The organism is Streptomyces monomycini (genome assembly GCF_022271435.1).
Taxonomy (GTDB): domain Bacteria; phylum Actinomycetota; class Actinomycetes; order Streptomycetales; family Streptomycetaceae; genus Streptomyces; species Streptomyces monomycini.
Genome location: NZ_JAFIQY010000010.1, coordinates 39,890 through 63,370 on the forward strand (window position 1 = coordinate 39,890; position 23,481 = coordinate 63,370).

The following is a 23,481-nucleotide window of genomic DNA, read 5'->3' on the forward strand; positions in this document are numbered from 1 at the left end:
CAGGCCCCCATTCCGTAGATCCCTGGCTCATTCCAGGAATTCCAGCCGGTTGCCCACGGGGTCGTACGCGTAGAAGCGGTGGTGGCCCGGGAGGCTGTCGTCCCAGACCACAGCAGTGCCGTGGGTGGTGAGGCGGGTGGCGTAGGTGTGGATGTCGGTTACGCGGAAGGCCGGGTGGGCCTTTCGGGCGGGCTTGAAGCCGGGGTCGGTGCCCAGGTGGAGCTGGGTGGTGGGGCCGGCCTCGAACCAGCATCCGCCTCGGCCGGCCAGGGTGGCCGGCTTGGGGATTTCCCGTAAGCCGAGGGTGCCGCCGTAGAACGCGCGCAGGATGGTTTCGCTGCCGGGTGGTGCGGCGAGCTGGACGTGGTCGAGGCCGGTGATCATGGGTTCACCTCAGGGGGTCATCGTTCCGTGCGGGCCACCACGAAGATCCGGCGGAACGGGAAGACCGTGCCGTGCGGGCCGGGTGGGTAGGACTTGCGGAGCAGGTCGCGGTATTGCGACAGGAATTCGTCGCGGGCGGCCGGGTCGTCCTCCAGGGCGGTCAGTACGGGGCGCAGGGCGGTGCCCTTGACCCAGTCGAGGACCGGGTCCTCGCCCTGGAGGAGCTGGACGTACGTCGTCTCCCAGGCGTCCACCGCGCAGCCGAGCGCGGTGAGGCGTTCCAGGTAGGCGGTGGGGTCGAGGATGTGGACGAAGCGGCGGCCGTGGGCGGCGAGGCGGTCGCGCCACTGGGGTTCGTCGCAGAGTTCGCCGAGCAGTGCGTGGCTGGGCGCGGTGAAGTTTCCGGGGACCTGGAAGGCGAGGGTGCCGCCGGGGGTGAGGCCGTCGATCCAGGCCGGGAGGGATTCGGGGTGGTTCGGGACCCACTGCAGCGCCGCGTTGGAGACGATCAGGTCGAACGGTTCGGCGGGGCGCCAGTCGGTGGCGTCGGCGTGGGCGAAGTCGAGGTGGCCGCCGCCGGGGGTGGGTCCGGCGTAGAGGTCGGCTTCCTTGAGCATGTCCGCCGAGCTGTCCAGGCCGGTGATGTGCGCGTCGGGCCAGCGGTCGGTGAGCTGGACGGTGACGTTGCCGGGGCCGCAGCCGAGGTCGGCGATGCGGGCGGGGCGGTTGCGGTGGGGCAGCTCGGGTATGCGGGCGAGCAGATCGTGGAACGGGCGCGAGCGGTGTCCGGCGTGGCGCAGGTACTGCTGTGGATCCCAGGTTGGTGCGACGTGCATGTTCGAACCCCTTCGGCTGACGCAGGGTTGGTACAGGCCACGCGAGCGCGGCGTGAGCCCATCGCCGACGATGCCCAATAGTCCACGGAAATATATCTTTGCGTCAAGAGACTTGACGTCAAGAGACTTCATGTCGACAGACCAACTACACTGATCGACATGGAGGACGAGGTCGACCGACTGGTCGCAGCATGGCGCCGGGAGCGCCCGGACCTCGACGTGGAACCGCTTGAGGTCCTCAGCCGCATCAGCAGGCTGGCCAGACACCTCGACCGCGCGCGCCGCCTCGCCTTCTCCGAGGTCGGCCTGGAGCCCTGGGAGTTCGACGTGCTCACCGCGCTGCGCCGCGCGGGGGCTCCGTACCAGCTCTCCCCCGGCGCACTCCTCACCCAGACCCTGGTCACCTCCGGCACGATGACCAACCGCATCGACCGGCTCGCGAAGAAGGGTCTGGTCGAACGGCTGCCCGACCCCAGCGACCGGCGCGGGGTGCTGGTGCGGCTGACGCCGGAGGGGCGCGAGGCGGCCGACGAGTCGCTGGCCGGACTGCTCACGCAGGAGCGCGCGATCCTGGCCGAGCTGTCCCCGCAGCAGCGCGGTGAACTGGCCGGTCTGCTGCGGCAGTTGACGGCGCCGTTCGACAACGTTCCGGGCTGACGGCCGGACCGGGCCGCCGCCGGGCCCCGCCACGTCCACTTGCCGCGCCCCCGCCCGTTGGGCTTGGATCGCGACCATGAGCCAGCACGGCCCGCGGGGCCAGCAGGGGCACGACGGCGGGCCAGGGCACGAGGACCGGCACGGGCAGCAGGGCCGGTATACGCAGCAGGACCTGTACGGGCAGCAGGGCCGCCCCCGGCGGCAGGGGCACCGGCGGCCCGCGGGAGCGCCGGACGGATCGAGGTTCACCGGGCGTACGGTCCTGGTCACCGGTGCCGCCGCCGGGATCGGCGCGGCCACCGCCGACCGGCTGGCGGCAGAGGGCGCGCAGGTGCTGCTCCTGGACATCGACGACGAGCGCGGCGAGCGCACCGCCCGCCGGATCCGGGCCCTCGGCGGCCGGGCCTCGTACGAGCACTGCGACGTGGCACGGGAGGACCACTGGCAGCGAGCCGCGCACGCCGCCCGGCAGCGGTACGGGCCGGTGGACGCGCTGGTCAGCAACGCCGCGCGGCAGGGGCCGCACGCGCCCGCCGACGTGACCGCGCCGGCGGACTGGGACCGGCAGCTGGCGGTGAACCTGACCGGGGCGTTCCTGGGCGTGCGGGCCGTACTGGCGGACCTGCGGGAGCGGTGCGGCGCGGTCGTGCTCACCTCGTCGGTGCAGGCGCACTTCGGCCTGCCGGGCCGTCCCGCGTACGCCGCGACGAAGGCGGGGCTGACCGGGCTGGCGCGCCAGCTGGCGGTCGAGTACGGGCCGCGGGTGCGGGTGAACAGTGTGCTGCCGGGGCCGGTGCTGACGGCGGCCTGGGAGGCCGTCGGCGAGGCGGACCGGCGGGCCAGCGCCGAGGCGACCGCGGCCGGGCGCCTCGGGCGGCCCGAGGAGGTGGCGACCGCCATCGCGTTCCTGCTCTCCGACGACGCGTCGTACGTGACCGGCGCCGACCTGGTCGTGGACGGCGGCTGGAGCGTGCGGAAGGAGTCGTCCTGACGGGGAGGCGCCGGGACACCGAGGCGTCGACGCCCCCGTAAGGCCGGATGTGCGCGCTGCGGCGCCCTGCCGCGGGAATCATGACGGTACGGGCGGCCCGCCCCGTGCTCCTCGGCCGCGCCGCCCGCAGCTCGTGCCGCCACTCGTCGCGACCAAGGGAACCCGATGGGCATCCATTTCGGTGCGGACTACAACCCCGAGCAGTGGCCCGAGGAGGTGTGGGAGGAGGACATCGGCCTGATGAAACGGGCCCACGTCACCATGGTCACCGCCGGGATCTTCTCGTGGGCGAAGGCCGAGCCCCGGCCCGGCGCGTACACCTTCGACTGGTTCGACCGGGTCATGGACGGCCTCGGCGGCGCGGGCATCCGCGTCTGTCTGGCCACCATGACGGCCTCCCCGCCGCCCTGGCTCACCCGCGCGCACCCTGAGGTGCTGCCGCAGGGCCCGGACGGGCAGCGCCGCTGGCCCGGCGGACGGCAGCACTACTGCCCGTCCAGCCCGGTCTACCGCGAGCACGCGGTCCGGCTCGTCGAGCGGCTCGCCGCCCGGTACGCGGGGCACCCGGCGCTGGCCCTGTGGCACGTCGGCAACGAGTACGGCTGCCACACCCGCCAGTGCTTCTGCGACGTGTCCGCCGCGGACTTCCGGCGGTGGCTGCGCGAGCGGTACGGGAGCGTGGCGCACCTCAACGACGCGTGGTCCACGGCCTTCTGGTCGCAGGCGTACACGGATTTCGAGGAAGTGCTGCCGCCGCGTACCGCGCCCACCTTTCCCAACCCGGCCCATCAGCTGGACTATCTGCGCTTCAGCGACGAGGCGCTGCGCGACTGCTACCTGGCGGAGCGGGAGGTGCTGGCGCGCCTGAGTCCGGGGATGCCGGTGACCACGAACCTGATGCCGTTCCACAAGCCGGTGGACGCCTTCGCGTGGTCGCGCGACATGGACGCGATGGCGCTGGACTTCTATCAGGACCCGTTCGACCCGCAGACGCATCTGAAGGCCGCGTACACCTTCGACCTGATGCGTTCGGCGCGTGGCGGGCAGCCCTGGCTGCTGCTGGAGCAGGCGCCCGGCGCGGTCAACTGGCGGGCGCGCAACGGCCCCAAGCCGCCGGGCGCGATGCGCCTGTGGAGCTGGCAGGCCGTCGCGCAGGGCGCGGACGCCGTCCTGTACTTCCAGTGGCGGCAGTCGCGCGGCGGCGCGGAGAAGTTCCACTCGGCGATGGTGCCGCACGCCGGTACGGACACCCGGATCTTCCACGAGGTGTGCGACCTGGGGCGGGAGCTGGCGTCCGTACCGGAGCTCGCGGGGACGCGGGCGGTGCGGCCGACGGCGGCGCTGGTGACGGACTGGGACAGCTGGCGGGCCCTGGAGCTGGACTCGCACCCGTCCACGGCGCTGCGCCTGCCGGAGCTGGCGCTGGGGCACTACCGGCCGCTGTTCGAGGCGGGGGTGGCGTGCGACGTCGTGCCGCCGGACCGTGATCTGTCCGGCTACCGGCTGGTCGTCGTGCCGAACCTGTACCTGATGACGGAGGCCGTCGCGCGGCGCCTGGCGTCGTACGTGCGGGGCGGGGGCCGGCTGCTGGTGTCGTTCTTCTCCGGGGTCGTGGACGACTGCGACCGGGTGCATCCCGGCGGCTGTCCGGGGCCGCTGCGGTCGCTGCTGGGCCTGCGGGTCGAGGAGTTCTGGCCGCTGGACGAGGGCGCGACGGTGCGCGTGCGGGGCCTGGCGGGGGTACGGGGCCGGGGTGGCGGCCGGGCGCGTACGGGAGCGGCGGGGGCCTGGGAGCTGCCCGACGGTACGGCCGACCTGTGGTCGGAGGCGATCCGCCTCGAAGGCGCCGAGCCCGTCGCGGAGTTCGCGGACGGCGACCTGGCGGGCTCCCCGGCCGTCACCCGGCACGGTTACGGCGCGGGCACGGTCACGTACGTCGGCACCCGCCTCGAACCGTCGCTGATGCGCGCCCTGACGGACGGCGTACGGGAGGCGGCGGGCGTGCGGCCGGTGCTGGCCGGACTGCCCGAAGGCGTGCAGGCCACCGTCCGGGAAGGCGCCGGCGGCCGCTTCCTCTTCCTGCTCAACCACGGCACGCGGGCAGCCGACATCGCCCTGCCGTGCCCGATGGCCGACGCGCTCGCCGGGACGCGCGGGGAGCGGGCGGAGCACACGTACCGGATAGGGCTGCCGGCCCGCGGGGTGGCCGTGCTCAAGGACCTGCACGGGGCGGTGTCCGCGGGCGGCTGACCGGGGACCGGCCGGTGCCGGGCGCGGCGCGGGCGGGCCCGCGCCGCGCCCGGAGCCTGTGTCATGACCCCGGCTCTCAGGTCAGCGCGGACGCCGCGGCGGTGGCCGGTTCGAGTTCCACCGGGCCCACGCCGGCCCGCCGCGCCAGCGCCACGGCGGCGAGCGTCGAGTGGACGCCCAGTTTGCCGAGCACGTTCTGCATGTGCGTACGGACCGTGTGCGGGGACAGGAACAGCCGCTCGGCGACCGCCTTGCGGCCCAGGCCCGCCACCATGCAGCGCAGCACCTCGCGCTCGCGCGGCGTCAGCGACTCCACCAGCCGCTCGCTCTCCGTACGGTGCTTGCGCGCGGCCGTCAGCTCCCGCAGGACGCCGGTCAGCAGCGCGGGCGGCAGATGCGTCTCGTCGCGCAGCACGCCGCGGATGACGGCGAGCAGGCGGGAGAGCGAGCAGTCCTTGGCGACCCAGCCGCCGGCCCCCGCCTGGAGGGCGAAGGCGGCCCGGCGCGGGTCGTCCTTCTCGGCGAGCACGACGGTACGGACGTACGGGTAGGCCGTACGGACGCCGGCGACCAGCGAGATGCCGTCCAGCGGGCCGCCGTCACCGGCGCTGTCGCGGCCCGGCGTGGGCCGGTCCGGTACGGACGCCAGCGGCGCCGCGACGGTGCCGAGGTCGGCGTCGATGAGCATCACGTCGAAGCGCCGGCCGTCCGTGGCCGCCCGCTCCAGGCTGCGCAGAGCCGCCGGTCCGCTGCCGGCCGCGGCCACGTCCACGTCCTGTTCGGCCGCGAGCGCGGCCGCCAGGGACTCGGCGAAGATGCGGTGGTCGTCGACCACCAGAACCCGGATGCGTTGCACTGAGACCCCCTGTCTCGGGGAACGGACCAAGTGGGCACGGCGCCCGGGACAAAGGCCGACGCAGCCGCACGGCCGCCGCCGTGCCGCCTGGCTACCCCACCCCGGGCGTCGTACCCGACTGTCTCGCCCCCTGATCAGCACCGGCCCCCACCGGTGCTGGGACTCAGAGTACGGACGGGGTGCGGCAACGGAAGGCTATTGGCAAAACTGCCCGGCCCAAGTGTTCACAGTGGGGCCCAGCGGCCATCGAGGGGCACAAGTCGACAAGGTTCGTCCGAATCCGATCGGCCGGGGCGGCCGGCTGGAGGCGCCCGGGGCCGGGTGAGCACCGGGCGCCGTGCTTCAGAGCAGCCGCCGGGCTCCCGCGCCCGGAACGGCCGGAAAGATCCGTGGTGCCGTGTGCCCGGCGGCCGTGAACGCCTCGGTGACCCGCGCGGCGACGGTGTCCGCGTCCGTCTCCTCGACCAGGACGACGGCCGAGCCGCCGAATCCGCCGCCGGTCATCCGGGCGCCCAGCGCGCCCGCCGCGACCGCCGTGTCGACGGCGAGGTCCAGTTCGGCGCAGGAGACCCGGAAGTCGTCGCGCAGCGAGGCGTGCCCGGCGGTCAGCAGCGGGCCGATGGCCCGGGTCTCGCCGGCGTCCAGGCGGGCGATGACGTCCTCGACGCGCCGGTTCTCGGTGACGACGTGCCGTACGACGGCCTGTACACCGGGCACGCCGTCGCCCGGCCCGTGCTGCTCGGTGGCGACTTCTTCCAGGACGTCGGGCAGGTGCGCGTACGGCACATCGCGCAGCGCGCGTACGCCGAGCGCCCGCGCACCGCGCTCGCACAGGGCGCGGCGCTGGGCGTACGCGCCGTCCCCCAGCTCGTGCTTGACCCGGGTGTCCACGACCAGGAGCCGCAGCCCCTCCCCCGCCAAATCGAACGGTACGTGCCGCTGGGAGAGGTCGCGGGTGTCGAGGAACAGCGCGTGGCCGTCCACGCAGCAGGCGGCGGCGGTCTGGTCCATGATGCCGCAGGGCACACCCACGAAGGCGTTCTCGGCGCGCTGCGCGAGCTGTGCCAGGCGCTGCCGGGTGAGCCCGAGCCCGTACAGGTCGTCGAGGGCCAGGGCGGTGACGACCTCCAGGGCGGCCGACGAGGACAGTCCGGCGCCGACCGGGACGGTGCTGTCGTAGTGGAGGTCGGCGCCGCCGACGGGCAGTCCGGCCTCGCGCATCGCCCAGACGACGCCCGCGGGGTAGGCCGCCCAGCCGCCGTCGGGGGCCGGACGCAGGGCGTCCAGCCGCAGTTCGACGGTCTGGCCGTCGCCGCTACCGCTGTCGCCGTCGCCGTCGCCGGAGTGCACCCGCAGGACGCCGTCGGTGCGGGGTGCGGCGGCGGCGAGGGTGGTGTGCGGCAGCGCCAGCGGCATCACGAAGCCGTCGTTGTAGTCGGTGTGTTCGCCGATCAGGTTGACGCGGCCGGGCGCCGCCCACACTCCGGCGGGGGCGGCGCCGTACACCTCACGGAAGCGCTCGGCGGTGTGCCGGGCACGCTGCCCCTGGTCCGCGGCCGGGTCGCTGGTGTGCGTCACGGCGTACCGGCCTCCCCGCGCTGTGCGAACGCCCAGGCGTCCGCGACGATGTCGGCCAGGCCGGTGCGGCTGGGGCGCCAGCCGAGCCGGTCCGCCGCGGTCCGCGCGGAGGCGACCAGGACGGCGGGGTCGCCGCCGCGGCGGCCCGCCACGACCTCGGGGACGGGGTGGCCGGTGACCTTGCGGACGGTCTCGACGACCTCGCGTACGGAGAAGCCGTTGCCGTTGCCGAGATTGCAGATCAGGTGTTCGCCGGGGGCCGCTGCCGTCAGGGCGAGGAGGTGGGCCTCCGCCAGGTCCGCGACGTGGATGTAGTCGCGTACGCAGGTGCCGTCGGGCGTCGGGTAGTCGTCGCCGTAGACGGAGATGGCCTCGCGCTTGCCCTGGGCGACCTGGAGGACGAGCGGGATCAGGTGCGACTCGGGGTCGTGGCGCTCGCCGCAGTCACCGTAGGCGCCCGCGACGTTGAAGTAGCGCAGCGAGACGGCGGCCAGGCCGTGCGCCGCGCACTCGCCCGCGATCATGTGGTCGACGGCGAGCTTGGAGGCGCCGTACGGGCTGGTGGGCGCGGTGGGCGCGGACTCGGTGATCGGGGTGGTCTCCGGCTCGCCGTAGGTGGCGGCGGTGGAGGAGAAGACCAGGGTGCGCACGCCTGCGGCGCGCATCGCGGCGAGCAGGTCCATGGTGCCGCCGACGTTGTTGCGCCAGTACTTCTCGGGGTCCGTGACCGACTCGCCGACCTGGGAGAAGGCGGCGAAGTGCAGGACCGCGTCGTAGGAGGCGTCCAGGTGGCGGGCGGCGTCCTGGACGCGGCCCTCGACGAAGCGGGTGCCGGCCGGGACGCCCTCGCGGTGCCCGGTGGACAGGTCGTCGAGGACCGTGACGGTGTGCCCGGCCTCGACCAGGTGGGCCGCCACGACGCTGCCCACGTATCCCGCGCCGCCGGTGACCAGGTACTTGTTGCTCACTCGCTCGCTACCTCTCGCAGTCGCTCGGCCGCGGCCTCCGGCGGCACGTCGTTGATGAACACGTTCATGCCGGATTCGGAACCCGCGAGGAACTTGAGCTTGCCGGAAGTACGGCGGACGGTGAAAAGCTCCAGATGGAGCGCGAACTCGCCGCGGTCTGCGGCGTACAGCGGCGCCTGGTGCCAGGCGGAGATGTACGGGGTCGGCGGCTCACCGGGGCCGAAGATCCGGTCGAAGCGCCGCAAGACTTCCAGATAGACCTGTGGGAACTCTGTGCGCGCGTCCTCGCCGAGGGCGAGCAGGTCGGGGACGCGGCGCTTGGGGTAGAGGTGGACCTCGTACGGCCAGTGCGCGGCGTACGGGACAAAGGCGGTCCAGTGTTCCGCGTCCAGGACGACGCGGCGGCCGTCGGCGCGTTCGTCGGCCAGGACGTCGTCGAAGAGGTTGCGGCCGCCGGTGCGTTCGCGGTGGGCGGCGAGCTGGGTGAGCATCCGTTCGGTGCGCGGGGTGGTGAAGGGGTAGGCGTAGATCTGGCCGTGCGGGTGGCCGAGGGTGACGCCGATCTCCGCGCCGCGGTTCTCGAAGCAGAAGACCTGCCGGACGCCGGGGAGTTGGGAGAGTTCGGCGGTGCGGTCGGTCCAGGCCTCCAGGACGAGCGCGGCCTGTTCCTCGGTGAGGGCGGCGAAGGAGGCGTCGTGGTCGGGGGTGAAGCAGACGACCTCGCAGCGGCCGGTGTCGCCGGCCAGGGAGGGGAAACGGTTCTCGAAGACGGCGACGTCGTAGTCGGCGGCGGGGATCTCGGTGCCGTGGCCGTCACGGGAGGGGCACAGCGGGCAGGCGTCGGCCGGCGGGTGGTACGTACGGCCCTGGCGGTGCGAGGCGATCGCCACCGCGTCGCCGAGGAGGCGGTCGTGGCGGATCTCGGAGGCGGTGGAGACCGGGTCGAGCGGGCGGCGGTCGGTGTCGTCGCGCACCACGTCGTCGCGCAGGTCGTAGTAGATGAGCTCCCGGCCGTCGGCGAGCCGGGTCATCGTCTTCTTCACTGGAGCACTCCTCGGGCACCCGTCACACACCCATCAAACACAAACACACACAATGAAGCACAACTAAACAACCCAGTCAACGCCCGGCCCCGGCCGGATCGGCACCCGGAGATTACGGCACAAAGCACCCACCCCGATCACGATGGGGCCACGAGAACGAACAAAAGTCTTCAGTTTCTGAAGGAGCGCGCGTAGGTTCCTGTGCGTTCATCACGCACAGAGAAGTGAGTGCCCCATGATCACCTTGGCCGCAGGGCTACGGCTGCCCACCAACGGACTCGACTACGCGATTCTGGCCGTCTATTTCGCCGTCGTCCTCGGCATCGGCTTCGCCGCCCGGCGCAGCGTGAAGACCAGCCTGGACTTCTTCCTGTCCGGGCGGTCGCTGCCCGCCTGGGTCACCGGTCTGGCCTTCGTCGCCGCCAACCTCGGCGCCACCGAGATCCTCGGCATGGCCGCCACCGGCGCGCAGTACGGCGTCGCCGTCGTGCACTGGTACTGGATCGGCGCCATCCCCGCCATGGTGTTCCTCGGCCTGGTGATGATGCCGTTCTACTACGGCTCGCGGGTGCGCTCCGTACCGGAGTTCCTGCTCCAGCGCTTCGACAAGTCGGCGCACCTGCTCAGCTCGGTGCTGTTCGCCTTCGCCGCCATCCTCATCGCGGGCGTCAACCTCTACGCCCTGTCGATCGTCGTGGAGGCGCTGCTGGGCTGGCCGCAGTGGGTCGCCATCGTCGTCGCCGGGCTGTTCGTGCTCGTGTACATCACCATCGGCGGCCTGTCCTCGGCGATCTACAACGAGGTCCTCCAGTTCTTCGTCATCCTGGCCGCGCTCATCCCGATCTGCGTCATCGGGCTCAAGCGGGTCGGCGGCTGGGACGGGCTGACCTCGTCGCTGGAGAAGAGTCACGGGCACAGCTTCCTGACGGCCTGGGACGGCACCGGCATCGGCGAGCCCAACGCGCTCGGCGCCAACTGGCTGACGATCATCCTCGGCCTGGGCTTCGTGCTCTCCTTCGGCTACTGGACCACCAACTTCGCCGAGGTGCAGCGCGCCCTGTCCGCCAAGAACCTCTCGGCCGCGCAGCGCACCCCGCTGATCGCCGCCTACCCGAAGATGTTCATCGCCTTCCTGGTGATGATCCCCGGCCTGGTCGCCGCGGTCGTCATGCCGAAGATCGGCCAGGAGGGCTCCGACCTGACGTACAACGACGCGATTCCGCTGCTGATGCGGGACCTGCTGCCCAACGGCGTCCTGGGCATCGCGGTCACCGGTCTGCTGGCCGCGTTCATGGCGGGCATGGCTGCCAACGTCTCGTCGTTCAACACCGTCTTCACCTCCGACATCTGGGCGAAGTACGTACGGCCCGGCCGCGAGGACCGCTACTACCTGCGGTTCGGCCGTCTGGTGACCGCCGTCGGCGTGCTGTGCAGCATCGGTACGGCCTTCCTGGCCGCCAGCTTCAACAACATCATGGGCTACCTCCAGACGCTGTTCTCGTTCTTCAACGTGCCGATGTTCGTGGTGTTCATCATCGGCATGTTCTGGAAGCGGGCCTCCATGAAGTCCGGTGTGTGGGGCCTGGTCGCGGGCACCACCGCCGCGATGATCAACTACTTCTGGATCTACAAGCAGGGCATCATCACCATCCCCACCGACCAGGGCGCCAACTTCGTCTCCGCGATCGTCGCCTTCGTCGTCGGCGCCGTGGTGATGGTCGGTGTCACCCTGTTCACGCAGCCCAAGCCCGAGGCGGAGCTGGCCGGTCTGGTCTACGGCACCCTCCCCCGGCCTTCGGCCGGGGGGACCCCCGTCCCCGGCCTGGACGAGCCGCCCGCCAAGGGCGACGACGCCTGGTACCGCAGGCCGGCCCTGCTCGGCTGGGGCGCGATCGTCCTCGCCGCGCTCTGCTACCTCCCGTACTCCTTCTGACGCCCGCCACCCAGCCGAAGGAACGCACGCACCATGAGTGACTACCAGCACGAGGTCGAACTGGAGCGCAGGTCGGCCACGGCCGCCCGGCTCTTCGACATCCGGCTCGTCATCGGCGGCCTGTTCACGCTCTACGGCGTCATCGTCATGATCGCCGGGTTCGCCGTCTCCGACGCGGACCTGAAGAAGGCCGAGGACATCAACATCAACCTCTGGACCGGTCTGGGCATGCTGCTGCTCGGCCTGTTCTTCCTGGCCTGGATCAAGCTGCGCCCGATCGTCCCGCCGACCGCCGAGGAACTCGCGGCCCTCCAGGAGGACACCGGCTGACGGCGCGCGTCACGGCGGCGGGACGGTCTCGGCCCCCGCCGCCTCCCGCTCCCGCGCGCCCGCGCCCCGCGTCGCCGCCCGGTCCAGCAGTCCCGTACGGGCCGCCAGCGCCGCCGCCTCCAGCCGCGAGCCCACGCCCAGCTTCATCAGCACCCGCTGCACATGCGTACGGGCGGTGCTCGGCGCGATGCCCATCCCGGCCGCGATCAGCCGGGTGTCCTCGCCCTCGGCGACCCGCACCAGCACCTCGACCTCGCGCGGCGTGAGCATCTGGAGCAGCCGGGCGCCCTCGTCGTCGGGCTGGGCGGCCGGATGCAGCAGCTCCTCGAAGGCTTGCTGGAGCAACTGCGGCGCGATCGCCGCCTCGCCGGCCCGCGCCTTCATCATGGCGCGTTCCACGCCCTCGATCCGCTCGTCGTGGCGTACGTAGCCGGAGGCGCCCGCGGCGAAGGCGGCCGCGATGCCGCGCGGGTTGGGCACCGGACCGAGCACCACGACCGCGACCTGCGGCCGCTCCTTCTTGATCCGTACGACCGGGTCGAAGGCGCCCGGCTCGGCCGGGGACGCCGTGCCCAGCAGGCACACTTCGGGCGCGCGGCTCACCACCAGGTCCGCCGCCCCGGCGCTCGGGGCGGCCGCCGCGAGCACGCGGTGCCCGCGCAGTTTCAAGGCCGAGGCGAGTGCCTCGGCGAGCAGTCGGTGATCGTCGACCACCATCAGCCGCACGCCCATTGCAGCAACCCCCCAAATTCCCCGGCGAGCCCAGCCCCCCGGCCCTCGCCAGGCCCCTTGCCCCCGGAAGCTACACGCTTGTTCGACATTGCGCGCCCCCTCAGGGGAAGAAGCCTGTCGCCATGCTGAAATCCCGGCCAATCGGGGGGAGTTACCCCCAACTTCTTGGCCGAATGTGACAGGAGATGCACCGGAGCCGATCGATCGTGACCGGCTCCGGTGGTGGCGGCGTGTCCGCTACGCGTCCTCCGCCAGCTCCAGCCACCGCATCTCCAGCTCTTCCCGCTCGCCCACCAGCTCCCGCAGCTGCGCGTCCAGCCCGGCCACCTTCTCGAAGTCCGTGGCGTGCTCGGCGATCTGCGCGTGCAGCTTCGTCTCCTTCTCGCCGATGCGGTCGAGCTGCCGCTCGATCTTCTGCAGCTCCTTCTGCGCCGCCCGCGTCACGGCCGCCGGCTTCTGCTTCGGCGCGTCCTGCGCCGGGGCCGGCGCGGGCGCCGCCGCGTCGATCACCTGCCGGCGCCGCTCCAGGTACTCGTCCAGACCGCGCGGCAGCATCCGCAGCGTCGCATCGCCCAGCAGCGCGAACACCCGGTCGGTGGTCCGCTCGACGAAGTACCGGTCGTGGCTGATGACCACCAGCGACCCCGCCCAGCCGTCGAGCAGGTCCTCCAGCTGCGTCAGCGTCTCGATGTCCAGGTCGTTGGTCGGCTCGTCCAGGAACAGCACGTTCGGCTCGTCCATCAGCAGCCGCAGGATCTGCAGCCGCCGCCGCTCACCGCCCGACAGGTCGCCGACCGGCGTCCACTGCTTCTCCTTGGTGAAGCCGAACTTCTCGCACAGCTGGCCCGCGGTCATCTCCCGGCCCTTGCCGAGGTCCACCCGCTCCCGTACCCGCTGCACGGCCTCCAGCACCCGCAGCGCCGGGTCCAGCTCGGCGACCTCCTGCGACAGGTAGGCCAGCTTCACCGTCCTGCCGACCACGATCTTCCCGGCCGCCGGCTGCGCCTCGCCCTCCGTACGCGCCGCCTCGGCCAGCGCCCGCAGCAGCGAGGTCTTGCCCGCGCCGTTCACGCCGACCAGGCCGATCCGGTCGCCCGGGCCCAGCTGCCACGTCAGATGCTTGAGCAGCACCTTCGGCCCGGCCTGCACGGTCACGTCGGCCAGCTCGAAGACGGTCTTGCCCAGCCGCGAGTTGGCGAACTTCATCAGCTCGGCGGTGTCCCGCGGCGGCGGCACGTCCGCGATCAGCTCGTTGGCCGCCTCGATACGGAACCGCGGCTTGCTGGTGCGCGCCGGAGCGCCCCGGCGCAGCCAGGCCAGCTCCTTGCGCATCAGGTTCTGCCGCTTGGCCTCTTCGCTGGCCGCGATGCGCTCGCGCTCCGCGCGCGCGAAGACGTAGTCGCTGTAGCCGCCCTCGTACTCGTGGACGTCGCCGCGCTGCACGTCCCACATGCGGGTGCACACCTGGTCCAGGAACCAGCGGTCGTGCGTGACGCAGACCAGCGCCGAGCGGCGTTCGCGCAGGTGGCGGGCGAGCCAGGAGATGCCCTCGACGTCCAGGTGGTTCGTCGGCTCGTCCAGCACGATCAGGTCCTGCTCGGCGATCAGCAGCTTGGCCAGCGCGATCCGGCGGCGCTCACCGCCCGACAGCGGGCCGATCACGGTGTCCAGGCCCTGTCCCAGCCCCGGCAGGTCCAGCCCGCCGAACAGCCCGGTCAGCACGTCCCGGATCTTGGCGTTGCCCCGCCACTCGTGGTCCGCGAGGTCGCCGATGACCTCGTGGCGCACGGTCGCGGCCGGGTCCAGCGAGTCGTGCTGGGTCAGCACGCCGAGGCGCAGTCCGCTGTTGTGCGTCACCCGGCCGTCGTCGGCGTCCTCCAGCTTCGCGAGGATCCGGATCAAGGTCGTCTTGCCGTCGCCGTTACGCCCCACGACGCCGATCCGGTCCCCCTCATTGACACCCAGGGAAATGCCGTCGAGCAGTGCACGGGTTCCGTACACCTTGCCCACGGCTTCCAGATTGACGAGGTTGACGGCCACACTTCACTCCATCGGTCGGGGTCCTCCCGACAGCCTAGTCCGGCCCCCGGAGGCTTTTCCCCGCGTGCTTGCCGCGCGGGGGTGCGGGCCGGGGCCGCGCGCTCCGCGGGGCCGGTGCGCGCCCCGCGCCGCTTCAGACGACCGTCGCGCCCCGCACCGGTCCCGCCGCCACCCGGGCGGCCCGGCAGGTGCCGGAGGTCAGCAGGGCGTCGGCCACCGAGGCGGCGGTGTCGGCGTCCTTGACGAGGAAGGCCGTGGTGGGGCCCGAGCCGGAGACCAGGGCCGCGAGGGCTCCGGCGGTGGTGCCCGCCGTGAGGGTGGCGGCCAGGGACGGCCGCAGGGAGAGGGCCGCGGGCTGGAGGTCGTTGGCGAGGGCGGGGGCCAGGGCGGTGGCGTCGCCGGTGCGCAGGGCGTCGAGCAGGGCCGGGGAGGCCTCCGGGGCCGGGACGTCCGCGTTCTCCGTGAGGCGGTCGAACTCGGCGTAGACGGCGGGCGTGGACAGGCCGCCGTCGGCCACCGCGAAGACCCAGTGGAACGTGCCGCCCACCTCCAGCGGCGTCAGCAGCTCGCCGCGGCCGCGGCCCAGCGCCGCCCCGCCCACCAGGGAGAACGGCACGTCGCTGCCGAGTTCGGCGCAGAGGGCGAGCAGCTCCTCGCGGGTCGCGCCGGTGCCCCACAGCGCGTCGCACGCCACCAGGGCGCCCGCCGCGTCCGCGCTGCCGCCGGCCATGCCGCCCGCGACGGGGATGTCCTTGGCGATGTGCAGGTGCACGTCGGGCGCGATGCCGTGCCGGGCGGCCAGGAGCTCCGCGGCGCGGGCGGCCAGGTTGGTGCGGTCGAGGGGGACACGGTCGGTGTCCGGGCCGGTCGCGGTGACCCGCAGCGACTCGGCAGGCGTCGCCGTGACCTCGTCGTGGAGGCCGACGGACAGGAAGACGTTGGCCAGGTCGTGGAAGCCGTCCGGGCGGGCGCCGCCGACGGCGAGCTGCACGTTGACCTTGGCGGGTACGCGGACGGTGACGGAGGCGGTCACGCGGCGCTCCCCTCGCGCACGGGCCGGTGCTCGGCGATACGGGCGAACTCCTCGACGGTCAGTGCCTCGCCGCGGGCCTGCGGCGAGACGCCCGCGGCGACCAGCGCGGTCTCGGCGGCGGCGGCCGATCCGGCCCATCCGGCCAGGGCCGCGCGCAGCGTCTTGCGGCGCTGGGCGAACGCCGCGTCGACCACGGCGAAGACCTCTTCGCGGCTCGCGGTGGTCTCGACCGGCTTCTCGCGGCGGACGAGCGAGACCAGGCCGGAGTCGACGTTGGGCGCCGGCCAGAACACGTTGCGGCCGATCGCGCCGGCCCGCTTGACCTCGGCATACCAGTTGGCCTTGACCGACGGCACGCCGTACACCTTGTTGCCGGGCCGGGCCGCGAGCCGGTCGGCGACCTCGGACTGGACCATGACCAGGGTGCGGTCGATGGTGGGGAACGTCGCGAGCATGTGCAGCAGGACGGGGACGGCGACGTTGTACGGGAGGTTGGCGACCAGCGCGGTGGGCGCGGGTCCCGGCAGGTCCTGGACGAGCATGGCGTCGCTGTGCACGAGCGCGAAACGGTCGGCGCGCTCGGGCAGCCGGGTCTCGACGGTGGCGGGCAGCGCGGCGGCCAGGACCTCGTCGATCTCGACGGCGGTGACCCGGTCGGCGGCCTCCAGCAGGGCCAGCGTCAGCGAGCCGAGCCCGGGGCCGACCTCGACGACGACGTCGTCCGGCCGTACCTCGGCGGTGCGCACGATGCGCCGGACGGTGTTGGCGTCGATGACGAAGTTCTGGCCGCGCTGCTTGGTGGGGCGGACGCCCAGCGCGGTGGCCAGTTCGCGGATGTCGGCGGCGCCGAGGAGGGGGCCGGGCTCGTCGGTGGGGCTGCTGTTGCTCACCCGTGCAGCTTACGGCGCGCGGGGCGCGGCTCGGTGACGGCGCCCGCCGCGCCCCGGCTCCGCCGCCGGTCCGGGGCGGGGCGGGGCGGCGGCCCGGCCCGCGCCCGGACCGTCCCCCGCTCAGTCGTGCAGCTTGCGCCCGCACACCGGCCATGGGCTCGCGCCCCGGCTGATGTAGAGCTTCTTGGCGCGGTAGGTCTGTTCCCTGGCCGGTGCGTCCTGGGGGCGTCCGTTGCCGCCGAGGCCGCGCCAGGTGCCGCTGTCGAACTGGTAGAGGCCCCCGTAGGTGCCGGACGCGTCGACCGCGTCGGGGCGGCCGCCGGCCTCGCACTGGGCGAGCGCGCCCCAGTTCAGGTGGTCGGCCCCGTCCACGCTCATCGGCATCGGCTTGGTGCCGACGTGCACGATCCGGTCGCGGGGCTCGCGGACGACCTCCGAGCCGACCTTCTTGGGCTTCTGCTGGACGCCGTTGACCGTGCGGACCTCGTAGGTCAGGCGGCGTACGCCGGACTGTCCCTGGCGGACCACCGTCTCGGTGCCCTTGAAGAGCGCCGGGTCGGCCCGCTTGACCGTCCCGAACGGGATGATCTCCTCGCGGACCTTCTCGGCGCCGGTGATCCGCAGGACGGAGACGGTCTGTCCGTCGCGCGGGAAGGACTCGGGCGCCACGGAGGTGGTGTCCTCGCCGCGCAGCACGATGCCTGCCTGGTCGAGGGCTTCGCTGACGGTGGCGGCGTTGGTGCGGACGGTGTGCTCGCGGCCGTCGGCGACGAAGGTGACGCTGCGTTCGGTGCGGACGTCGAGGTCGAGGCCGTTGCGGCCGATGCGCTGGGCGGGGTGGGTGGACAGGTAGGCGCCCTCGGCGCGGACGCCGAGCTGGCGCAGCGCTCCGCCGACGGTCTCGGCGGTCGTCCAGACCTGGCGGTGTTCGCCGTCGAGGGTGAGGCGGACCGGCCGTCCGTAGCGGACGGTGATCTCGTCGCCGCTGGTCAGCGCGGCGTCGGCGGCGGGCTGGACGAGGTCGTGCGCGCCGAACGGGACGTCCTCGTCGGCGAGCAGGTCGCCGACGTCGGCGGCGAAGGTGTGCAGGGTGCGGGGCTCGCCGTCGACGTCGATGCGGACGGCCTTGTCGTGGGCGATGAACGCGGAGGTGCCGCCGGCCAGGAAGGCCACGACGAGGGCCTGCGGGAGGAGGCGGCGGCGGGTTTCGGTGCCGTCGGTGCCGCGGCGGTCGGTGGCGTTGAGCCGGCCGGTCATGCCGCGGCGGTGGGCGGTGCCGCGGGAGGCGCGGCGGGCGGCGGCCCGGCCGCCGGCGCGGGGGGCGGGGACTCCTGCCAGGTCGTCGCGCAGCGGGACCAGCGGCCCCTGGTGGGGCACGCGTCCGGGCGCCGGGGAGGCGGCGGCCTCGGGCGTCTCCCAGGTCTCGCCGGTGCCGGGCGGGCTTGCCGGGCCGCCCGGTGTGTCCTGCGGCTGCCGGGTGTCGTCGGTGTCGCGCGCCGGATACGGGTACGGGAGCGCGGGGGCCGGGCCGGAGCCGGCGCGGCCGTCCCGTGCGGGGTCGTGGCGCTCGTACCGGTCGGCCGTTCCGTACGGGCTGTACGTCTCGTACACGTCGTACGGCCCGTACTCGCCGTACGCGCTGTAGGCCCCGTACTCGCCCTGCGCCCGGTGTCCCCCCTGCGCCCCGTACGCCGCGTGATCGCCGTACGCCGCGTACCGCCCGTACGGGTCGGGGTTCTCGACGGCTGCGTCGCGCGGCGGCTCGGTGCTGGGTCCGTGTCCGCCGTGCGCGAGGTGGTGGCTGCCCTGCGAATGAGTCACGACGCTCCACGTGCCACGGGTCCGGGTGTGGCCCGGAATGTAGCGGAGCGCGGGTGACTCTCCAAAGCGGACCCGCTACGCAGTGTCGTCGCGCTAGGGTGCCGCGTCCGTTCCGGGGGCCCCTCAGTAGCCGAAGGCGCGCGCCGTGTTCGCGGCGACGGCGGTGGCCAGGGCGTCCTCCGTCATTCCCTTGACCTCGGCCATGGCCCGCAGCGTGACCGGAATGAGATACGGGGCGTTAGGCCGTCCGCGGTACGGGGCGGGGGTGAGGAAGGGCGCGTCGGTCTCGACGAGCACCAGTTCGGGCGGGGCGACGGCGAGGGCGTCGCGCAGCGGCTGGGCGTTCTTGAAGGTGACGTTGCCCGCGAAGGACATGAAGTATCCGGCCTCGGCGCAGACCTTGGCCATCTCGGCGTCGCCCGAGTAGCAGTGGAAGACGACGCTCTCCGGCGCGCCCTCTTCGCGCAGGATCCGCAACACGTCGTCGTGGGCCTCCCGGTCGTGGATGACCAGGGCCTTGCCGTGCCGCTTGGCGATCTCGATGTGGGCGCGGAAGGAGCGCTGCTGGGCGGCCATGCCGTCGGGGCCGGTGCGGAAGTGGTCCAGGCCGGTCTCGCCGACGCCGCGGACGTGCGGGAGGGCGGCGAGGGCGTCGATCTCGGCGAGCGCGGCGTCGAGGGCGGCGTCCCCGCCGGGCTCGCGGGCACCCTGGCGCGACCAGCCGTCCGGATCACCGAGCACGATGCGGGGCGCCTCGTTGGGGTGCAGCGCGACCGTCGCGTGCACGGCCTCGTGCGCGGCGGCGGTCTCGGCGGCCCAGCGCGAGCCGTTCACGTCGCAGCCGACCTGGACGACGGTGGTCACGCCCACGGAGGCGGCCTTGGCGAGGGCGTCCGTGACGGTGCCGGTGGGGTCCCCTCCCAGCGGTAGCCGGGGGAGCATGTCCAGGTGGGTGTGCGAGTCCGCCACCGGCACCCGAAGCGGTTCGGGCAGCGGCGGCGGCGCGTCCTTGGTGCTCTTGCTCATGGCCGCGATCCTACGAGGGGCCGGTGACGGCCACCGGGCGGGACCGCGGCCGCCGGCTCACCTGCGGTGGTGCTGGAAGGGGTGCAGCAGGTCGGCGAGGTGCCAGTGGTGGCGTGCGCGGTGGCCGTCCGCGGTGGCGCCGCCGTCGGCGGTGGTCCCGCTGTCCCCGCCGGCCTCGCTGTTCCCGCTGCTCTCGCCCTGCTGCGGGACCGTCCCCGCGCCCGCGCCCGCGTGGCCCTCGGCGGCGCCCGCCGACGGCTGCTCGTACAGGCTCGCGATCGCCTTGGAGACCATGGAGACCTGTCCGGCCCGCATGATGCGGACGACGTGCGCGCCGCAGTTCAGGCAGGTGGGCCGGGTGAGGGGGGAGGGGACGCGCTCGCCGTCCGCGTAGTACACACAGTGCGCGCGCCCGTCCCCGTCGACGTGGTGCGTTATCTCGTACGCCTGCTCCCAGCCGTGGCCGCACCTCATGCACGCGAAGGCGTAGGCCTCGTGTGCCGGGGGGTCTGCCCGGGGGGTGGGGTGGGCGCCGGTGGTGATACCCGGCGTACGCGCGATGTCACTCATAGCCGCTCCTCTTGCCCGCTGGACAAGGTCTCCGGGGACGAACGTCCCACCTCCCAGTGGACGCCTTCCCCGGCGGTGGCGCAGCAAGGGCGGTCAGCTGTTGGCCCAGATTTGGCGGGGGACAGAGGATCGGCCCCGCTGCGCGGCCCACGTTTTACCTTCCAGGCTAGTCATTTACCTTCCGCCGGTCCCGTTCGCGCCGCATTCTTTGCCGCCACGACGGCATCGAACACCTCGCGCTTGGGAAGGCCGGTCTCGGCGGCGACGGCGGCGATGGCCTCCTTGCGGCGCTCCCCCGCCTCCTCCCTGACGTGTACGCGACGCACGAGCTCCTCGGGGCCGAGGTCCTGCGGGCCGGTCTCGGGGGCGCCCTCGACGACGATGGTGATCTCGCCGCGTACGCCGTCCGCCGCCCACGCGGCCAGCTCCTCCAGGGGGCCGCGCCGGACCTCCTCGTAGGTCTTGGTCAGCTCGCGGCAGACCGCGGCGCGGCGCTCGGCGCCGAGGATCTCGCTCATGGCTGCGAGGGTGTCGTCGAGGCGGTGCGGTGCCTCGAAGTAGACGAGGGTGCGGCGCTCGTCGGCCACCTCGCGCAGCCGGGAGCGGCGTTCGCCGGGCTTGCGGGGCAGGAAGCCCTCGAAGCAGAACCGGTCCACGGGCAGGCCGGAGACGGCGAGCGCGGTGAGCACCGCGCTGGGGCCGGGCACGGCGGTGACCTTGATGCCGCGCTCGACGGCGGCGGCGACCAGCCGGTAGCCGGGGTCGGAGACCGAGGGCATGCCGGCGTCGGTGACGAGCAGGACGCGGGCGCCCGCTTCGAGGGCGTCGGCCAGCTCGGGGGTGCGGGCCGCCTCGTTGCCCTCGAAGTACGACACGACGCGGCCGGTCGTGTGCACGCCGAGCGCCTGGGTCAGGCGGCGCAGCCGCCGGGTGTCCTCGGCGGCGATCACCTCGGCCGCGGCCAGTTCGGCGGCGAGCCGCGGCGGGGCGTCCGCGACGTCGCCGATGGGCGTCCCTGCAAGTACCAGCGTTCCAGTCACGCCCCCCATCCTCCCAGCCGTACGGTGCGGCGCGTCCCGGTGGCGGCGGCCGCACGCGGCCCACCGGCCCCGTACGCCCCGCCTGTACCGGTCCTCGGGCCCCGGCCGCGCGGCCCTCACGTTCCGCACAGACCACTTCCCTACGATGGGCCGGTGACGAGTGACACCGCGACAGACGCAGACCGCGCCGAGGAGGAGGCCGCCGGGCAGCCCCGGCGGTGGCAGCGCAGGCTGCGCCGGTTCGGCTACGCCGGGCAGCCGCAGGCCGACGCCCGCGAGCGGCTGGTGCCGGCGTTCCCCGAGCCGGGGACGCGGGTGTGGACGGTGCTGGGCCTGGGCCCGGCCGCCGCCGGCCGGCTGGCGCGCTGGTCGGGCTGGGGCGGTCCGCTGCTGGTCGCGCTCTTCGCGGGCCTGCTGCGGTTCTGGAACCTGGGCAGCCCGGCGAAGGTGATATTCGACGAGACGTACTACCCCAAGGACGCCTGGTCGCTGCTCCAGTACGGCTACGAGGGCACCTGGGCGAAGAACGCCAACGACGCGCTCGTGGCGCACCCGCCGGAGATCCTGCTCTCGCCCGAGCACTCCTACGTCGTCCATCCGCCGCTGGGCAAGTGGATGATCGCGCTGGGCGAGTGGGTGTTCGGGATGAACCCCTTCGGCTGGCGGTTCATGGTCGCGCTGCTCGGCACCCTGTCGGTGCTGATGATCTGCCGCATCGGCCGCCGGCTGCTGCGCTCCACCGCGCTGGGCTGCCTGGCGGGCGTGCTGCTGGCGGTGGACGGGCTGCACTTCGTGATGAGCCGTACGGCGCTGCTGGACCTCATCGTCATGTTCTGGGTGGTGGCGGCGTTCGGCTGCCTGCTGGTGGACCGGGACCGCACCCGGGCGCGGCTGGCGGCGGCGCTGCCGGTCGGCACGGACGGGCTGGCCCGGCCGGACGAGCAGGTGGGCGACCGGATGCGGCTGGGGTGGCGGCCGTGGCGGCTGGCGGCCGGGCTGTGCCTGGGCCTGTCCGCCGCGAGCAAGTGGAACGGCCTGTACTTCCTGGCGGCGTTCGCCGTGCTGGCAGTGCTGTGGGACGTGGCCGCGCGGCGCACGGCCGGCGCCCGGCACCCGGTGCGCGCGGTGCTGCGCCGGGACATGGTGCCCGCGTTCGTCTCGACCGTCGTGGTGGGCCTGGCCGCGTACCTGGTGACGTGGACCGGCTGGATCGTCACCAAGGGCGGCTACTACCGCGACTGGGCCACCGCCACGCCGGAGGGCCGGGCGGGCGGCTGGCAGTGGCTCCCGGACTGGCTGCGCAGCCTGTGGCATTACGAGACGGAGGTCTACGACTTCCACAAGGGCCTGTCCACGCCGCACACGTACCAGTCCAACCCCTGGAGCTGGCTGGTCCAGGGCCGTCCCGTCTCGTACTTCTACGAGGACCCCAAGATGGGGCACGACGGCTGCAAGGCGGCCGAGGGCTGTGCACGGGAAGTGCTCGCGCTGGGTACTCCCTTGCTGTGGTGGGCAGGCTGCTTCGCGATCCTGTACGTGCTCTACCGCTGGCTGTTCCGACGGGACTGGCGGGCGGGCGCCGTCGCCTGCGGCATCGCGGCGGGCTATCTGCCGTGGTTCCTGTACCAGGACCGGACGATCTTCCTGTTCTACGCGGTGGTGTTCGTGCCGTTCGTGTGCCTGGCCCTGGCCATGATGACCGGGGCGATCCTCGGCCCGCCGGGGTCGGGCGAACGGCGGCGCGCGGTCGGCGCGGTCGGCGCCGGGGTACTCGTCCTGCTCATCATCTGGAACTTCATCTACTTCTACCCGCTCTACACGGGGCAGCCGATCCCCAAGAGCGCCTGGCACAACCGGATGTGGTTCGACACCTGGGTCTAGGAGACCTGGACCCAGGTGCCGACACGGCCGGATTCCGTACGCCGAAAGCGCCGTCCGCGCAGGGCCGGCGGTCATACTTGGCCTCCATCGGACGATGCCGGTCAATGCCGATCGTCGCCCCGCGGCCCCGGGCGGCCGAGGAGGGACCGCAATTGAGCACCCCGAAGATCGTGTATGTCATCGAGCACAACAAGCCGGAACAGGTCGAGGACCACGGCGCGCTGCGCACCGTCGCGCCCGCCTGCAAGGAACTGGCCCTCGCCGCGTTCCTCGACATCGAGCAGGCCAGGGAGGAGGCCGAGATCTGGGGCGAACGGCAGCAGTACCCGGGGCTGACCTGGCAGGAGAACAACAACCCGCTGCTCGGTGACGCCCCCGGCCTCCAGGCCACGACCGAGGTGGACGGGCAGAAGACCACGGTCTTCCGCATCAGCCCGGTGGAGGTCGTCGCCACCCAGCGCTGGCAGCGCAGGCCGCCCCGGCAGCAGCCGCACGGCTGAGGCACGGCGGCGCCCCGCCGGCGTCGTCCGCGTCACAGGGCCGGAACTCACTCCCGCACCCCGTGTCCCATAGAGTGCGCTGCACGTTCTTGTGTGCGTGCTGAAGAACGAGGATTCGGGAG

General features: G+C 73.2%; 21 protein-coding genes. 7 read left to right on the forward strand and 14 right to left on the reverse strand.

Going from position 1 to position 23,481, the window contains the following annotated elements:
* Positions 1 to 27: 27 nt before the first annotated feature.
* Together JXZ78_RS14620 and JXZ78_RS14625 are read right to left on the reverse strand one after the other, a co-directional pair.
* Positions 28 to 384 (reverse strand): VOC family protein, encoded by a 357-nt coding sequence (locus tag JXZ78_RS14620; protein WP_030017185.1) that lies wholly within the window; start codon positions 382 to 384, stop codon positions 28 to 30.
* Positions 385 to 401: 17 nt separating this feature from the next.
* Positions 402 to 1,220, reverse strand: coding sequence for a trans-aconitate 2-methyltransferase (locus tag JXZ78_RS14625; RefSeq protein WP_030017183.1), 819 nt, complete (start codon positions 1,218 to 1,220; stop codon positions 402 to 404).
* 159 nt (positions 1,221 to 1,379) lie between these two features.
* On the opposite strand from JXZ78_RS14625, the gene JXZ78_RS14630 reads away from it, so the two are divergent.
* The 3 genes from JXZ78_RS14630 (at position 1,380) to JXZ78_RS14640 (ending at position 5,118) form a co-directional block, all read left to right on the forward strand.
* Positions 1,380 to 1,877: a MarR family winged helix-turn-helix transcriptional regulator gene (locus tag JXZ78_RS14630; RefSeq protein ID WP_030017182.1), complete on the forward strand. Its 498-nt coding sequence runs from the start codon at positions 1,380 to 1,382 to the stop codon at positions 1,875 to 1,877.
* Between the two features lie 76 nt (positions 1,878 to 1,953).
* A complete protein-coding gene (locus tag JXZ78_RS14635; RefSeq protein ID WP_078623897.1) occupies positions 1,954 to 2,868 on the forward strand; it encodes an SDR family NAD(P)-dependent oxidoreductase in 915 nt (304 codons plus the stop codon).
* A gap of 165 nt (positions 2,869 to 3,033) precedes the next feature.
* On the forward strand, positions 3,034 to 5,118 hold the full coding sequence (locus tag JXZ78_RS14640; protein WP_030017180.1) for a beta-galactosidase: 2,085 nt from the start codon (positions 3,034 to 3,036) through the stop codon (positions 5,116 to 5,118).
* A 76-nt stretch (positions 5,119 to 5,194) separates the two neighbouring features.
* Here JXZ78_RS14640 and JXZ78_RS14645 read toward each other — a convergent pair whose 3' ends face one another.
* From JXZ78_RS14645 to galT, 4 genes are all read right to left on the reverse strand, one after another.
* Positions 5,195 to 5,974 (reverse strand): response regulator transcription factor, encoded by a 780-nt coding sequence (locus JXZ78_RS14645; protein ID WP_030017179.1) that lies wholly within the window; start codon positions 5,972 to 5,974, stop codon positions 5,195 to 5,197.
* A 342-nt stretch (positions 5,975 to 6,316) separates the two neighbouring features.
* Positions 6,317 to 7,552 (reverse strand): galactokinase, encoded by a 1,236-nt coding sequence (gene galK, locus JXZ78_RS14650; RefSeq protein ID WP_030017178.1) that lies wholly within the window; start codon positions 7,550 to 7,552, stop codon positions 6,317 to 6,319.
* Positions 7,549 to 8,520: a UDP-glucose 4-epimerase GalE gene (gene galE / locus JXZ78_RS14655; RefSeq protein ID WP_030017177.1), complete on the reverse strand. Its 972-nt coding sequence runs from the start codon at positions 8,518 to 8,520 to the stop codon at positions 7,549 to 7,551. Before galE ends, galK begins: the two co-directional genes overlap by 4 nt.
* On the reverse strand, positions 8,517 to 9,563 hold the full coding sequence (gene galT, locus JXZ78_RS14660) for a galactose-1-phosphate uridylyltransferase (protein WP_030017176.1): 1,047 nt from the start codon (positions 9,561 to 9,563) through the stop codon (positions 8,517 to 8,519). Before galT ends, galE begins: the two co-directional genes overlap by 4 nt.
* Before the next feature lie 235 nt (positions 9,564 to 9,798).
* Between galT and JXZ78_RS14665 the strand changes: the two genes are divergently transcribed.
* Entirely contained in the window at positions 9,799 to 11,496 is a 1,698-nt protein-coding gene (locus JXZ78_RS14665) for a sodium:solute symporter family protein (RefSeq protein WP_030017175.1), read from the forward strand.
* Between the two features lie 33 nt (positions 11,497 to 11,529).
* Positions 11,530 to 11,826, forward strand: a complete 297-nt coding sequence (locus tag JXZ78_RS14670) for a hypothetical protein (RefSeq protein ID WP_030017174.1) — start codon at positions 11,530 to 11,532, stop codon at positions 11,824 to 11,826.
* Positions 11,827 to 11,835: 9 nt separating this feature from the next.
* Here JXZ78_RS14670 and JXZ78_RS14675 read toward each other — a convergent pair whose 3' ends face one another.
* The 8 genes from JXZ78_RS14675 to rsmI all read right to left on the reverse strand — a co-directional run bounded on the left by JXZ78_RS14675 (position 11,836) and on the right by rsmI (position 20,978).
* Positions 11,836 to 12,558, reverse strand: a complete 723-nt coding sequence (locus tag JXZ78_RS14675; RefSeq protein WP_033036955.1) for a response regulator transcription factor — start codon at positions 12,556 to 12,558, stop codon at positions 11,836 to 11,838.
* A 237-nt stretch (positions 12,559 to 12,795) separates the two neighbouring features.
* Entirely contained in the window at positions 12,796 to 14,598 is a 1,803-nt protein-coding gene (locus tag JXZ78_RS14680; RefSeq protein WP_030017171.1) for an ABC-F family ATP-binding cassette domain-containing protein, read from the reverse strand.
* A 133-nt stretch (positions 14,599 to 14,731) separates the two neighbouring features.
* Positions 14,732 to 15,631 (reverse strand): 4-(cytidine 5'-diphospho)-2-C-methyl-D-erythritol kinase, encoded by a 900-nt coding sequence (locus JXZ78_RS14685; protein WP_030017170.1) that lies wholly within the window; start codon positions 15,629 to 15,631, stop codon positions 14,732 to 14,734.
* Complete coding sequence (gene rsmA, locus JXZ78_RS14690; RefSeq protein ID WP_030017169.1) at positions 15,628 to 16,521, reverse strand: 16S rRNA (adenine(1518)-N(6)/adenine(1519)-N(6))-dimethyltransferase RsmA; 894 nt, start codon at positions 16,519 to 16,521, stop codon at positions 15,628 to 15,630. Before rsmA ends, JXZ78_RS14685 begins: the two co-directional genes overlap by 4 nt.
* Before the next feature lie 120 nt (positions 16,522 to 16,641).
* Entirely contained in the window at positions 16,642 to 18,342 is a 1,701-nt protein-coding gene (locus tag JXZ78_RS14695) for a resuscitation-promoting factor (protein WP_030017168.1), read from the reverse strand.
* A 123-nt stretch (positions 18,343 to 18,465) separates the two neighbouring features.
* Complete coding sequence (locus JXZ78_RS14700; protein ID WP_030017167.1) at positions 18,466 to 19,368, reverse strand: TatD family hydrolase; 903 nt, start codon at positions 19,366 to 19,368, stop codon at positions 18,466 to 18,468.
* 57 nt (positions 19,369 to 19,425) lie between these two features.
* Positions 19,426 to 19,938, reverse strand: a complete 513-nt coding sequence (locus JXZ78_RS14705; RefSeq protein WP_030017166.1) for a hypothetical protein — start codon at positions 19,936 to 19,938, stop codon at positions 19,426 to 19,428.
* Positions 19,939 to 20,108: 170 nt separating this feature from the next.
* On the reverse strand, positions 20,109 to 20,978 hold the full coding sequence (gene rsmI / locus JXZ78_RS14710; protein WP_030017165.1) for a 16S rRNA (cytidine(1402)-2'-O)-methyltransferase: 870 nt from the start codon (positions 20,976 to 20,978) through the stop codon (positions 20,109 to 20,111).
* Between the two features lie 153 nt (positions 20,979 to 21,131).
* On the opposite strand from rsmI, the gene JXZ78_RS14715 reads away from it, so the two are divergent.
* Both JXZ78_RS14715 and JXZ78_RS14720 read left to right on the forward strand, forming a co-directional pair.
* Positions 21,132 to 22,859, forward strand: a complete 1,728-nt coding sequence (locus tag JXZ78_RS14715) for a dolichyl-phosphate-mannose--protein mannosyltransferase (protein ID WP_030017164.1) — start codon at positions 21,132 to 21,134, stop codon at positions 22,857 to 22,859.
* Positions 22,860 to 23,011: 152 nt separating this feature from the next.
* Positions 23,012 to 23,359, forward strand: a complete 348-nt coding sequence (locus JXZ78_RS14720) for a hypothetical protein (protein WP_030017162.1) — start codon at positions 23,012 to 23,014, stop codon at positions 23,357 to 23,359.
* Positions 23,360 to 23,481: the final 122 nt, after the last annotated feature.